15 protein-coding genes are annotated in these 13,721 nt (G+C 32.9%); 8 read left to right on the plus strand and 7 right to left on the minus strand.

Annotated features, from left to right (window positions below; genetic code table 11):
• Positions 1–520 precede the first annotated feature (520 nt).
• Entirely contained in the window at positions 521–1,711 is a 1,191-nt protein-coding gene (locus CM19_RS08925; protein WP_048100108.1) for a Cdc6/Cdc18 family protein, read from the plus strand.
• Entirely contained in the window at positions 1,680–2,204 is a 525-nt protein-coding gene (locus tag CM19_RS08930) for an endonuclease dU (RefSeq protein ID WP_052349513.1), read from the plus strand. Before CM19_RS08925 ends, CM19_RS08930 begins: the two co-directional genes overlap by 32 nt.
• Here the strand turns inward: CM19_RS08930 and CM19_RS08935 are convergent.
• The 4 genes from CM19_RS08935 to cyaB are packed head-to-tail and all read right to left on the minus strand — an operon-like array spanning position 2,186 to position 4,929.
• Positions 2,186–3,106 (minus strand): acyl-CoA thioesterase, encoded by a 921-nt coding sequence (locus tag CM19_RS08935; protein ID WP_048100268.1) that lies wholly within the window; start codon positions 3,104–3,106, stop codon positions 2,186–2,188. The genes CM19_RS08930 and CM19_RS08935 overlap by 19 nt on opposite strands.
• Before the next feature lie 5 nt (positions 3,107–3,111).
• A complete protein-coding gene (locus tag CM19_RS08940; RefSeq protein ID WP_048100109.1) occupies positions 3,112–3,633 on the minus strand; it encodes a nicotinamide-nucleotide adenylyltransferase in 522 nt (173 codons plus the stop codon).
• Positions 3,588–4,400 carry an SAM hydrolase/SAM-dependent halogenase family protein gene (locus CM19_RS08945; protein ID WP_048100110.1) on the minus strand — a complete coding sequence of 271 codons (813 nt, stop codon included), beginning with the start codon at positions 4,398–4,400 and terminating at the stop codon, positions 3,588–3,590. The genes CM19_RS08940 and CM19_RS08945 overlap by 46 nt, the downstream gene beginning before the upstream one ends.
• Positions 4,390–4,929, minus strand: coding sequence for a class IV adenylate cyclase (gene cyaB, locus CM19_RS08950; RefSeq protein WP_048100111.1), 540 nt, complete (start codon positions 4,927–4,929; stop codon positions 4,390–4,392). Before cyaB ends, CM19_RS08945 begins: the two co-directional genes overlap by 11 nt.
• Here cyaB and CM19_RS08955 point away from each other — a divergent pair.
• The 6 genes from CM19_RS08955 to CM19_RS08980 all read left to right on the plus strand — a co-directional run bounded on the left by CM19_RS08955 (position 4,928) and on the right by CM19_RS08980 (position 10,318).
• Positions 4,928–5,935, plus strand: a complete 1,008-nt coding sequence (locus CM19_RS08955; RefSeq protein ID WP_371810388.1) for an NOL1/NOP2/sun family putative RNA methylase — start codon at positions 4,928–4,930, stop codon at positions 5,933–5,935. The two genes, cyaB and CM19_RS08955, sit on opposite strands and share 2 nt — an antisense overlap.
• Positions 5,914–6,429: a hypothetical protein gene (locus CM19_RS08960; protein WP_048100113.1), complete on the plus strand. Its 516-nt coding sequence runs from the start codon at positions 5,914–5,916 to the stop codon at positions 6,427–6,429. The genes CM19_RS08955 and CM19_RS08960 overlap by 22 nt, the downstream gene beginning before the upstream one ends.
• A 49-nt stretch (positions 6,430–6,478) precedes the next feature.
• Positions 6,479–7,453: a DNA repair and recombination protein RadA gene (gene radA, locus CM19_RS08965; protein WP_048100269.1), complete on the plus strand. Its 975-nt coding sequence runs from the start codon at positions 6,479–6,481 to the stop codon at positions 7,451–7,453.
• 35 nt (positions 7,454–7,488) lie between these two features.
• The gene (locus CM19_RS08970) at positions 7,489–7,998 is read left to right on the plus strand and encodes an HIT family protein (protein ID WP_048100114.1); all 510 of its coding nucleotides are present in this window, start codon (positions 7,489–7,491) and stop codon (positions 7,996–7,998) included.
• 26 nt (positions 7,999–8,024) lie between these two features.
• Positions 8,025–9,239: a threonine ammonia-lyase gene (ilvA, locus tag CM19_RS08975; protein ID WP_048100115.1), complete on the plus strand. Its 1,215-nt coding sequence runs from the start codon at positions 8,025–8,027 to the stop codon at positions 9,237–9,239.
• 242 nt (positions 9,240–9,481) lie between these two features.
• The gene (locus tag CM19_RS08980) at positions 9,482–10,318 is read left to right on the plus strand and encodes a prephenate dehydratase (RefSeq protein WP_048100116.1); all 837 of its coding nucleotides are present in this window, start codon (positions 9,482–9,484) and stop codon (positions 10,316–10,318) included.
• Here the strand turns inward: CM19_RS08980 and CM19_RS08985 are convergent.
• From CM19_RS08985 to CM19_RS08995, 3 genes are read right to left on the minus strand one after another with little or no spacing between them, the layout of a single operon-like run.
• A complete protein-coding gene (locus CM19_RS08985; protein ID WP_200869399.1) occupies positions 10,295–11,260 on the minus strand; it encodes an Lrp/AsnC family transcriptional regulator in 966 nt (321 codons plus the stop codon). The genes CM19_RS08980 and CM19_RS08985 overlap by 24 nt on opposite strands.
• 32 nt (positions 11,261–11,292) lie before the next feature.
• Positions 11,293–12,696, minus strand: coding sequence for an NAD(P)/FAD-dependent oxidoreductase (locus tag CM19_RS08990; protein WP_048100117.1), 1,404 nt, complete (start codon positions 12,694–12,696; stop codon positions 11,293–11,295).
• Complete coding sequence (locus CM19_RS08995) at positions 12,693–13,706, minus strand: adenylosuccinate synthetase (RefSeq protein ID WP_048100118.1); 1,014 nt, start codon at positions 13,704–13,706, stop codon at positions 12,693–12,695. The genes CM19_RS08990 and CM19_RS08995 overlap by 4 nt, the downstream gene beginning before the upstream one ends.
• Positions 13,707–13,721: the final 15 nt, after the last annotated feature.

The following is a 13,721-nucleotide window of genomic DNA, read 5'->3' on the forward strand; positions in this document are numbered from 1 at the left end:
TAGTAGATAAACTAGTGGTTTTTAAAATCATCTAACAAGAATATATTAAATGTCACTCAACTAAATGATTGGTTTAATCTTAATATTTTAAATCAATTATTTCAATCTATCTCTATATTATAAAATTATATATTCGAGTTATGGTTCTTATTTATATATAAAATTAAGAGGATTTTTGGACTAAATATTTATTATTTTTAAAATCATATAAATTTATATTGTAAAATACTAATATTAATCTAATAATTTAAAGGAGATCTTTCTATTAGGTTATACCTTTTTTATTCACATCTCCACCCCTCTATTTCTTCTGGACAATCTATAGTATGTATGGTATAATGTCCGAGTATGTAAATTATACAAACTGATATTTGTGTTTATTATCCTTCTATATTCTCCACTGGAAACAGAGGGGTGTCTCTCAGTTCTTTGTATTCTCCACTGGAAACAGAGGGGTGTATAACTCCCCGGTTAAAAGGAGAATCTGATAAAAAGGTTTCAATGTAATTATGAAGTTGAAATGAGTGATATAATCGACGATGTTTTATCGAATATTAAGAATTCTAGTATATTTAAGAGTAGGGAATATTTACTTCCAGAATATGTTCCAGATGAATTACCTCACAGAGAAGAACAAATAAAGAAGATGGCGAGTGTTTTAGCTCAGGTCTATAGATCAGAAATACCTAACAACATCTTTGTATACGGTCTTACTGGAACAGGAAAAACAGCTGCAACAAGATTTGTTCTAAAAAACCTTAGGATTAAATTAGATACCTTTGAATATTTATATATAAATACAAGACAAAGTGACACTTCTTACCGCATATTAGCAGATGTTATTGAAAAACTTGGAGAAAGGGTTCCATTTACAGGTCTTTCAACTGCAGAACTTTACAGAAGAATGTTAAGAAAACTTAACGATTTTAGTAAGATTATAATAATAGTTTTAGACGAGATCGATGCCATGGTTAAGAAACATGGGGACGATGTTTTATATAAACTAACTAGGATAAATACAGAGCTTGAGAGAAGTAAGGTTTCCTTGATTGGTATAACAAATGATGTAAAATTTGTTGATAATCTAGATCCAAGAGTAAAGAGCAGTCTAGGAGAAGAAGAAATAGTTTTTCCACCTTATAATGCTGAACAACTTGAGGATATATTAAAGAGAAGGGCTAAGTTGGCATTTAAGCCAGACGTTATTTCTGACAATATTATATCTTTATGTGCAGCCCTAGCAGCTAGAGATCATGGAGATGCTAGAAGAGCCTTTGATTTACTAAGAGTTGCTGGAGAAATTGCAGAAAGAGAGGGTCATTCTAATATTACGTCTGAGTATGTAGATAGGGCAAGAATTGAAATAGAAAAAGATAGAGTATACGAAATAATAAATACATTACCTTTTCATTCTAAATTGGTTTTATTAGCTGTAATTAAAGGACTTTCTAATAAATCTAGTTTAACTACTGGAGAAATCTATGAAATTTATAGACAAACTGCTAAGAGTATCAGTACAGAATCAATAACTCAAAGAAGAGTCAGCGATATACTTAATGAACTGGATATGGTTGGAATAGTGACTGCAAAAGTTGTTAATAGAGGACGATATGGAAAGACGAAAGAGGTGAATTTAGCTGTTAGTAAAGAAATTATTATTAAAGGTCTATTAGATAATGATGAGAAACTTGCTGGTCTCTGGAATCGATGATGGTTATTTTCCCATAAAGTACAAAAAGAAAAAAGGAAAAGCTCCATTAGTTATTTCGACCTATAGTGAAAATGAATTAGTTGATGTTGATATAGACTGGATAACTGTAGACGGTGATGATGCGACTGCAGTTTATACCACATTAAGAAAAGGAGATATAAAAATTTTCGATAATATTATTGTTGGTGGTTTTAATTATATTATTCCTGACAAAAACTATATAATTTTCTTAGGAAGAACACCTAATATTTCGGATATAAAAAATGCTCTTGTAAAATATTTTGATGATAGTAGAAAAAAGATTATTTTAGAATATCTTTCCAATCTTATAAGAATATCTACTCGTAAGGGCGTAGTTTATATAAATACCGATATAAACTTAAGTTTAGCAAAGAGAATAATAGAACAATATCAAGTATTCTCTAAGTATCCTGAACCAATAAAAACCTCTCATATTATTGGTAAGGCTTTAGGTCAATTACATGTAATTTGAGATTGTAGCTCTTTAGATAGTTTTATTCTTATATCTCTTTCTTTTTCAATTTTATTAAAAAGTCTTTTTTCCATGTCATTAGAAGGTATTAATTTCTCAATTTTTCTTGGCTTTCCATTATCATCTATTGCAACAAAAGAAAAATCTGTTCTTGTTACTAATCTCTTATCTCCTGTATAATGGTTTATTGCAAATACTTTAGCTATTACATCTAATGAAGTGTTTCCGGTATATGCAATAGAACCTTGAATTTCTAATATGTCTCCAATCTTAACTGGAGTTATAAAGTCTGCATAACCTGCACTTGCAGTGAATGTATTTCCCTTTGTGTAAAGTTTGGCAACTATAGCTAAAGCCTCGTCTAACATTAAGTACATTTTACCTGCATAAAGTATACCATTTCCAAAACCATGTTCAGGATATATTGTCCTAATATAAGTTCTATTAAAAGTTGAAAACTGTATAAGTTCTTCAGCATCATGTTTAAGTTCCTCCTTTCTTTCTAATCTTTCTTTTCTTCTTTTCTCAGCTTGCTCATCAGGTTCAATTCTAAAGTCCAATTTTCTCGGTCTATTTGTATCATCAACAGCTACGTATGTCATAGTTCCTATAGCTCCTAATTCTTCCCTTCCTTCCCTTCTTACACAGACTTTTGCTGTAATTTCAACAGAACTATTCCAAGTAGCTCTTGGTTCGGCTATAATTCTCAGTAAATCTCCTACTCTAGCTGGCTTAAAGAGATAGATATAATCAACTGAAGCAAGAAGATAATTACCTTTGCTTATACTGGACATTAAAGCACCTGCTGTATCAATTAACCAACTCATGTATATACCGCCGTGTAGAGAGCCAAAATGATTCGCATGCCAAGGAAATACATTATAAAACGTTTCTATTTTCATTGATTTCATCTCTTATCAGATCCAACAAGTTCTTTTAACCTTTCTATTCCTCTAATATTACTAAGGAAAATAGATACACTAGTTGGCACTAAGTCTTCCCATTTCTCATTTAAAATGATCATTTTTCTAATCAAAGTAGAATTATATTTCTCTCTGTTATATGGAGGCGGTATCTCGACTTCAGTTCCTGCCTCTTTAAATAACCTTATAACTAATGGATTTCTAGCAAACACTTTGCTAAATGAAGGGACATACATTCTTACGTGGTATGTCCAAACACTATTCATAAGTATATCAGGTATAGGTATTATATAATACCTGTCTGTAGGGATACCATGCTCTCTAAGAGATAGTCTTATCATTTCAATTCTCTCTCCTGCAGTAAATGGATTATTCAAAGTATGACTCTCTTGAGCGCTCCCAACTAGTATTATAAGCTCGTCTACTCTTTCTAAGGCCCATTTTATTACGCTTAAATGACCTAAGTGGAATGGCTGAAATCTCCCTGGATAGACTCCTCTAAGCATAATTCATCACCTTCTTTTATCTCTAACTTAATGGATGCATTTCCCTTATTAATCCCTATCTCAAGAAAACCGTATCCATTCTTATATAATAAAAGTTCATTCTCGTTTCCATCGCTAAATGTTCTACTTGGTTTGAGCTCGAATTTTTTCTCATCTATTATCACGTCTTTATATTTCCACTGATTATCAACTATTGACGTAGCTACATTTCCGAAGTGATCTATATAAATAACTTTTCCGCATACTATTGATTTTTCCCTTTTAAAATCAAATGATATCTTATTCAATGTATTTAAGTTAATTTCAGGTCCAAATATATCTATATTTACGTCTAAGGAAAGATAAGCTGCTGCTGACGCAAAGATATCTCTTCCATGGAATGTATTGGAATAATTTAGAGGAGAAAGAAACAATTTATTATTTTCCAATTGTACAATTTTACTTGGTTGGTCTTTTACTATAGAAGGAAATATTACTCCGTTATCAGGTCCAATAAAGTAATAATTTGTTGTTTTTACTAGCAACGCTCGTCTTGAGCTTCCTACACCTGGATCAATTACTACCAAGAATATTGTTCCTTTTCTAAAGTATGAAAAGGACGTATATAAAAGATATGCACCAGAATATAAATTAAAATTTTTTGCATTAGGCGTAATATATGTAATATTAACATTCTTATTAATTTTTCTTATAACTCCTTCCATGACTCCATTATAGTTATCTGAAATTCCAAAGTCTGTCAGTATCGCTATATTTTTAGTTTCCATTTTTACCCACCAGTAATTCTAGATACGATTTAGTAAGCTTCTCTCCTTCTATATTATATTTTTTCATAAAATATTGAGTAAAACCGAGAAGTTCTTCTTCATCGGAATTTATACCTTCAATTTCAATAAAATCCCCTAAATCTTGAACTTTATCTAAGCATATTGTGAAATTATTGATTTTTATATAATATCGTATTTTCTGTACTTCATGAACAGGATTAAATCCAAGTTTAGTTAAAATTTTCAGCATAGTCTCGTAGTCTGTAATGCCCACTGTTATTTCTTCTCTAGATTTACTTCTTACACTCATTTTAGGTCCTTTATATGTGAGTTCTGCACCCTTGTTTGTTATCCTTAATCTTAATGCCTCATCCGTTTTTCTAAAATCTCTATATTCACCATTAAGATATATATCTCTCTCTACTTCCTTATCGATGGTATAACCCTCTGACTTTAATTTTTCCAAGATTTGCTCTATGTTTTTATTCGTAAGCTTTAACTTAACTTCTCTCTCAATTACATCAGTCATTATGCAAAGTATTAATGATTATGTTAAAAAATATGATAGAGTATTCGTTTATAGTCCAACCGCACAAGCTAAGCTCTTAGCAAAAAAATATGGATTTTTAGACTATATGGTTCAGAGATATTTAGAAATAATGGATAATCCAGAAAATTTTTTAATGTCATGCTCTTATCCTTTAAAAAAGAGTATTAGGTGCAATAACCTGAAGATTAATTGTAACGAACTTGTAAATAGAATGAACGAGAAAGGATTTTCGCTGTCCAAAATAGACTGGTTATCTCATGGTTATCTAGTCACTAAACTGCCTGCAAGACCGAGTCTAGGATCTACACTAGAATACATGATGGGATATTATTATATTCAAGGAATAGCCTCCATGATTCCTGCGTATGTATTGAACCCAACAGCAAGAGACACAGTGTTAGACATGGCAGCATCTCCTGGAGGTAAAACAAGTCAAATGGCAGGACTAATGGAAAACCGGGGAGTTATTTTAGCCGTGGAGAAGAAAAAGGAGAGAATAAGGAAATTACAATCAAATCTAAATAGACTTGGAGTATTAAATACTATATTAGTCAGAACAGATGTTAGAAATATTAAAGGAACCGGATTAAGCTTCTCCAAGATACTTCTTGATGCGCCCTGTTCAGGAGAAGGCCTAATACCAGAGGATCAAACGAGAAAAACAAAGACTTCAATTGATAAGCTTAAGTCATTTTATATAAATCAGTTAGAGCTTATAAAAATTGCATGGAATTTGTTAGACGATAATGGAACACTAGTATATTCTACCTGCAGTATAGCTCCAGAAGAGAATGAGCTAGTTGTAAATTACGCTCTAGATGAGCTTAACATGAGCGTAGAAAAAGTTATAGGATTTCCAGCAGATCCAGGGGTAACAGAATTCATGGGAGTAGAATTAAATCAAGATTTAAAATTCTGTATGCGTTTTTATCCACATAAGCAAGGTACAGAAGGTTTTTTTATATGTCGACTAAGAAAGAATTAAAAATTCTTAAGAATAATGATATTAAATATATATTAAATAAAATTTGCTCAATTTATAGATGTAGTTGTAAGGCTCTTCTATCGAAAGAGTATATAGAAGTTAAAGGTCCATTATTTAGTCAGATCTGCCTATTAAATGAGGGGGAAAGAATAGATCGTATAATTGCAGGCCTGCAAAAGAAGAATTTTTATCCGTATTCTGTAGGACTACCCATTGTTAAAATTAAGGGTCATAATAATTTTTCTCCGTTATTACCATTAGGTCAACTATTGGTTCCATATTGCAAAAATATTGTAAAGGTAGGAGAAAAATGTGCATCTAAATTAACTTATGGGAAAGCCGTTAGTGTTTCTCATATTTATTCGTTTAGATATGGAATTGCCATAAGCTTAATGGATGACTTTATTGCATTTGTAAAGATTAAGGCATTAAGGAACCAAAGTGAGATAATACCTGTCTTAGATATAGGATTGTATTTAAGGGAGTATGGGTAAATTATTTAACTGACAAAAAAGAATTAAGTAGTTATTTAAGGTGACTCAAGTGGCTGATCAAGTAGAAGAAAAGAAGAAGATTAAAGGAATAGAAGATCTTAGTGGCGTAGGCCAAGCTATACTTAATAAGTTGGTAGATTCTGGTTATTCTACATTAGAAGCAGTAGCTGTAGCATCACCACAGGATCTTAGTGTAGCTGCTGGAATACCTTTAACAACTGCACAAAGGATAATAAAAGAAGCCAGAGACGCTTTAGATATAAGATTTAAAACAGCCCTGGAAGTTAAAAAGGAGAGAATAAACGTTAGAAAGGTAACTACTAGTAGCCAAGCTCTTGATGGATTACTTGGAGGAGGGATAGAAACTAGGACAATGACTGAATTCTTTGGAGAATTTGGCTCTGGAAAGACACAGATATGTCATCAGATATCCGTTAATGTTCAATTACCCCTAGAAAAAGGAGGACTATTAGGTAAAGCGGTATATATTGATACAGAAGGCACATTTAGATGGGAAAGAATAGAGGCAATGGCAAAAGCTCAAGGCTTAGATCCTGATGCTGCAATGAATAATATATATTATATGAGAGCAATAAACACTGATCACCAAATAGCGATAGGTGAGGATCTCCAAGAACTTATTCAAAAGGATCAGGCAATAAAGATAGTAATAGTAGACTCTATAACTTCACATTTTAGAGCAGAATACACGGGAAGAGAGAATTTAGCGACTAGACAACAGAAGCTTAATAAACATCTTCATCAGCTAGTGAGATTAGCTGAAATTTATGATACAGCCGTTATTGTGACAAATCAGGTCATGGCAAGGCCAGATATGTTCTATGGAGATCCTACAGTTGCAGTTGGAGGACATACATTATATCACGTTCCAGGTATAAGAGTCCAGGTAAAGAAGAGCAGAGGTAATAAAAGAATAGCTAGAATGGTAGATGCGCCTCATTTGCCTGAAGGAGAAGTAGTGTTTGCTATAACTGAGAATGGAATAAGAGATGCAGAAGAGTGAAACTCTTTTTTAACTAGAGTATGTAAATGCTTTACATGAATTTTCTCTGGGCTCCTTGGAGGAATAAGTACGTTTCTGATAACTCTAAGAAGAAAGATAAAAAATGTATATTCTGTACATTCTTAAATGAAAGTAATGATACGGAGAATCTCATAGTCTATCGTGAAAAGACTGCATATGTAATACTTAATCGTTTTCCTTATAATCCGGGTCATATAATGATAGTACCAAACAGGCATATTCCGAGTTTGGAGCTTCTTTCGGATGAAGAATCATTAGAAATGTTAAAGCTTGTCAAGAAATCTATGTCAATTCTGAGAAAGATCTACTCGCCTGATGGTTTTAATATTGGAATAAATATAGGGCGAGTAGCTGGAGCTGGAATAGAGGAACATGTACATGTACATATAGTTCCTAGATGGAACGGTGATGCTAACTTTATGCCTGTATTAGCTAATACGAAAGTTTTACCAGAATCATTAGATGATACGTATAATAAGCTAAGAAAGTATTTTCAAAATAATGAGGAAACCTTCGATCGCTGAAATATGATGTGAGCAGGGTTTTCCTGATGAATTATTTAGATTTATTTCAAAAAATCCAAGGTATAAAAGATGTAATATCACCATATATTCATGAAACTCCTTTAGATTATTCCACTACGTTCTCTAGGATAGTTGGAGGAAATGTTTTTCTCAAAATGGAAAACTTGCAAAAAACTGGTTCTTTCAAAGTAAGAGGAGCATTCAGTAAACTAGTGAATCTTTCCGAAAAAGAGAGAAAGAACGGTGTAATTGCGGTCTCAGCAGGTAATCATGCTCAAGGCGTCGCCTTTGCATCTTCTGTACTAGGAATTAAGTCAATTATTGTTATGCCAGAGACTGCTCCTGTATCTAAATACCTTGCGACAAAAGGATATGGAGCAGAAGTTATACTTTATGGTTCTTATCTCCATGAGAGTATGAAAAAAGCAGAAGAGTTAATAGAAGAAAGGAAACTAATGCTAATTCATCCGTATGACGATATTGACGTTATTTTAGGTCAAGGGACTTTAGGAATAGAGTTGCTTAAGATCTCTCCAGACATTGTAGTTGTTCCAATAGGTGGAGGGGGATTAATATCTGGAATAAGTATTGCATTAAAGTCTAAGAAGAGTAATATAAAAATTATAGGCGTACAATCTTCTTCCTCTCCTTCTCTAAAAACATCCAAGGATTTAGGGCGATTAGTCGAAATAGAACCCTCATACTCTATTGCGGATGGAATACTAGTTAAAACACCCTCAAAACTAACATTTGAAATAATCCAAGATCTAGTTGATGACATTGTTTTAGTTGATGATGAAGAAGTTGCAAATGCTATGACATTACTTCTTGAAAGAAATAAGACAGTAGTCGAAGGAGCAGGTGCTGCCTCACTAGCCGCTCTTCTTTCATCAAAGGTAAAAGTAGAACATGGGAAAAAGGTTGTTTCAATATTAAGTGGTGGAAATGTTGATATATCATTATTAGCTAGAATTACAGAAAAAACACTTTTCAAAATTAAAAGATTAGTTAAGGTACGTGTAGTAGTTCCAGATAAGCCTGGGTATCTAAATAGGGTATTAAACTATGTAGCCCAAATAAGGGGAAATATTATAGATGTGGTACATGATAGAATAAGCAGTGATGTAAAACCTGGATATACAAAGATTTACGTAATGTTTGAGGTAGCTAACGCAGAAAATCTTGGAAAACTAATGATGAACCTAAGCCGTGAAGGAATTGAAGCTAGACTTATAGAGTAAAACTAGTTTTTGTTTAATGGGTTTTGGTTTTTCCGCCTTGTAGGATAAATAATCAGTGTTAAATAGCATTGATGGGCTATGACTTTAAGATTAAATTTATGCTCATATATGTTAAGTGTTTCGCAATAAATATACAATGTTATTTGAAAACTTTAATTTCTATAGAAAAATTTTTGATTCTAGTCTAAGAATTAAGTAAATTAAAACTTTCTTCATTTGTTCCAAGGAGTATTGTTTACGTAATGTTTATTTATCAAAAAATAAAAAGCTTAGTAGTTGATCCAGATGGAATTTATTATTTAGGTCCTAAGGGAAGTTTTTCTCATGAAGTTGCGCTTAAGATACAAGGCGAGAATTATGTAGAACAAGATAGTATATCTTCTGTATTTGCAGCAGTAAATAAGAACAATGGAATCGGAGTTGTTCCAATAGAAAATAACAGAGAAGGTCCAGTAAATGATACTCTAGATAATCTATTTCATGAAGATGAAATTTATATAAATAAAGAAATAGAAATGCCTATAAGACTTGTATTAGCCGGTAGCAGTTATACAAAGATAACTAGTGAAACTAAAGTTTATTCACATAATCACGCTATTCAAGAAGCTAAAAGAACACTTCAGAAACTAGGTATTACAAGAGTAATTCCAGTAGATAGTACATCGAGAGCAGCTATTCTAGCTAAGGAGGAAAATGCGTTAGCAATATGTTCAGAATTTGCCGCAAAAATATATGGACTTAAAGTAATAAAGTCCGATATACAAGATGGGATAAATATAACTAAATTTGCGGTAATATCGAATAATATCACATTAGAAGGAGATAGAAGTGTAGTTCTATTTACTGTCCCTCATAAACCAGGTGGACTTTTTAGGGTATTACAAAGTTTTTATGAAAGAAATATAAACCTTACTATGATATACTCTAGGCCACTAAAAGAAATTCCTTGGAGATATTATTTCTACCTAGAATATGAAGGGAGATATATGGATGAATTAATGCAATCTATGAAATCTAATGTTGAAGAGATAAAGTTCAAGGGTAGTTTTTCTTTCCTATATGACAATGCCAGGTTTTAGATTGTCAAGACTATACAATATCATGTAACTTCTCGCTCTTATCATCCTAATTGCTTTTTTTGCCGCGTCAAATATGACGTCTTTATTTTTTCCATGTAACATACAATAGCAAAGATAATCCCATTTTTTGTCTGATTCTCTCAAGACTACGTGAGTAGCTTCCTCTAAGTTTAATGCTATTTCATTACAAGCGGATTCAAGGTTTTCTGTATCAAATAACAACATCCCATTTTCTTTAATTCCTACTTTCTCTCCATTTAAGGTGGCACCATAGTCCTTTATTACGTGCTTTCTCCTTAATTCTACTATTAAATCTACCAATTCTTCCTCTGTATATCCAAATTTTTCAGAGATGTCTCTAAAAGGTCTATTAGTAATAGGAAAAGGTAACGATAGAGCTTTAAGGAACTCCTTACTTACTCCTAACTCATCTGCAGTAGGTATCTTACCTGGAACATCATCGTTTTTGCTCCAAGATATACCTCGTATAATATCGTATTTTACACTCAGTTTGAGAGATTTCTTAGAATATAGAGTTATGTAATCTCTAGCCTCTACTTGTTTCATTAATTCTACTATATTTCTATCTAATTCTTCCCTACTATTTGCCTTAAGCACAAGCCAAACATTAAACCTTGGGTGATTTCTAATAAAATTATGTGTTAACTCTCTAATTCCAAGAGCAATTCTTCTATATTTCTCAAGATTATCTACAGGTATATCTGCAGCTATTAATGCACTTTCCATACCTTTAGCTCTAAAATTTATATACATTCCTATTCTCTTTATTATCTCATTGTCTATTAGTACCTTTATTTTTGAAATTATTTCTTCTTCTGATAAGTTCAATCTTTCAGCTATAGTTTGAAATGGAGATACAGTGACAGGAAAGTTATACTCTAGTTCCATTAGAAGTTTCTTATCTAAATCACTAATTTCCATAACTATTTAAACGTTAATATAAAATAAAAACGTTAGTTAAGATCAAGCTTAGTCATTATTCCTCTGGCAGCTAAAACCCCGGTAGCTGCTGCTACATTTATTCCTCTAGAGAGTCCAGCTCCATCACCAGCTACAAACAGATTATCGACAACTGTTTCCATGTTACTATCGACAACTGTCTTAACGCTATAGTATTTTATTTCTGGAGCATAAAGTAATGTGTTAGAAGAGTATATTCCTGAAGATATATTATCTAATTTTTCCAACCCTTCCATCAAGTCAGTAACGATTCTGTAAGGTATTCCCATACTTATGTCACCTGGCGTTACGTCTTTAAGTGTAGGCTTAACCGTCGATCTAGCTATTCTGTCCCATGTGCTTCTTCTTCCTTTCTCAAAATCTATCAATCTTTGTACAATTGGTTTCTCTCCACCAAGTCTAGTCATTAATCTTGCTATGCTTTTCCCATATTCAATTGTGTCTTCTAGTGGATCGGAGAGTTTTACTGTGGCTAGAAATGCAAAGTTAGTATTGTTACTTTTCTTATCTGCATAAGTTTCTCCATTAACGCCTATTGTCCCATCATCATAAACTTCCTTCATTATATATCCTCTTGGATTAACACAGAACGTTCTAACCTTATCATCATATTTCTTGCTATACATTATTATCTTTGGATCCCAAACAGCTGACGTTAATTCATCCATTACAAATGACTCAACTTCGACTCTCACACCTATATCAAGAGGCCCAGGTACAGTATCTATTGCGAGTTTTTTAGTTTGCTCATAGAACCATTGAGCCCCAGCTCTACCAGGTGCTAATAATACTATTTTACTTTCTACATCTCCTTTATTTGTCTTTAATACGAAGTTATTACCAGTTTTTTGAACATTATATACTTCAGTCATTTCTGCTACTTGAATCCCCGAAGTTTCAATATAATTTGTCATATTTTCAATAACTAGAGGACTTTTATCTGTTCCAATATGACGTTGTAAAATTGGAACGAATTCAGCGCCTGCCTTAGCAGCTTTTTTCTGGATTTCCCTTACTTTTTCCTCATTAGGTCTAAACAACCTGTCCTTTGGAGCCCCAAACTTCAGTAGTATACTATCAACATAGTTTATCATTTCTTGCGCAGCGTCCCAGCTTCTCATGAGTTCATGAAGTTCTCCTCCTATATCTGGTCTTAAGTTTATAATGCCACTACTAAACGTTCCAGCTCCACCTAACCCATAATTAATATGACAAGGATTGCAGAAAGTGCATTTTTCCTTCGGTGACATTAGTGGGCAATTTCTTCTTAAAGCCCTGGTTCCTTTATCAATTAATAGGATCTTATATTTCTGATTTCCGTTTAGATAGTTTGCTAGTTCATATGATGCAAAAAGGCCAGCTGGACCAGCTCCAACTATAGTAACGTCATAATTCATTTTCCCACCTTTTCATTTCTTAGGTCTATTATATCCAATGTATCCTCACCTGTACCAATTAATGTTATAGGTACACCAAGTTCATTTTCTACATCATCAAGCCATCTTTTTGCCTCTGAAGGTAGTTTTTGGTATTCTCTGACTCTATAAGAATCCTTAAATATTGAATCTATTTTTGTTATTGCAACTTGTGTTGCAGAATTTATTTTAACTGATTCCTTAGCTAATTTGATATTAAATGGTGCAACTCTCCTTCTCCTTCCAGTGACAGTTCCGCTTTCAACTAGCCCAAGCTTATCTGCTTCATCGGGAGAAAGCTCTCCTTCTAGATATCCATTTCCGACTCTAGTAACAAATGCCTTAAATACTACAATCACTTCATTAACATATTTAGGGCCTATGCCCACTTCACTTAAGATGCCTGAAGAAGTTGTGTTTCTGCTTGTGACAAAAGGATATTCTCCATGATAAAGACTTAGGAAAGTACCTTGCGTACCTTCTACTTGAACATCTTTACCTTTGCCTAGGGCAGATATCACCGATTCAGGTACATCTGTAAGGAATTTTTCAAGTTCCACATAGTCTTTTGCTAACTTGAGAACTCTCAGCACTCTTCTTGACTCTGCATATCCTACTCCCTGTCCTGTACTTCCAACGTTTTTTATTAAGTTTTCATCTGTTCTTTCATCTTGTATCTCCTTTTGTGTAATTATACCTACATGTCTATCAATAAATATTCTATTTTCAGTATCTGTAATTTTAATTTCTTTAAAAAATTCTTCTAAGCTTGTAAGACTACCTGGAGCTAACATTAAAGTCGTTGTTTTACTTAAAAATCCAGAAGGGATAATTCTAATTTTCCATTTTTCTCCATTATACACTACTGTATGACCTGCGTTTATAGAGCCTGTTCTTACAATTATTTCAGGTGAATCCCTAATTGCGAGGTACGATGCTATTTTACCTTTACCTTCATCACCGTAAAAACCTCCTACTAAAAGACTTAGCATTAAGCACCGTTTTGA

The sequence above is a fragment of the Candidatus Acidianus copahuensis genome (assembly GCF_000632495.1).
Lineage (GTDB): Archaea > Thermoproteota > Thermoprotei_A > Sulfolobales > Sulfolobaceae > Acidianus > Acidianus copahuensis.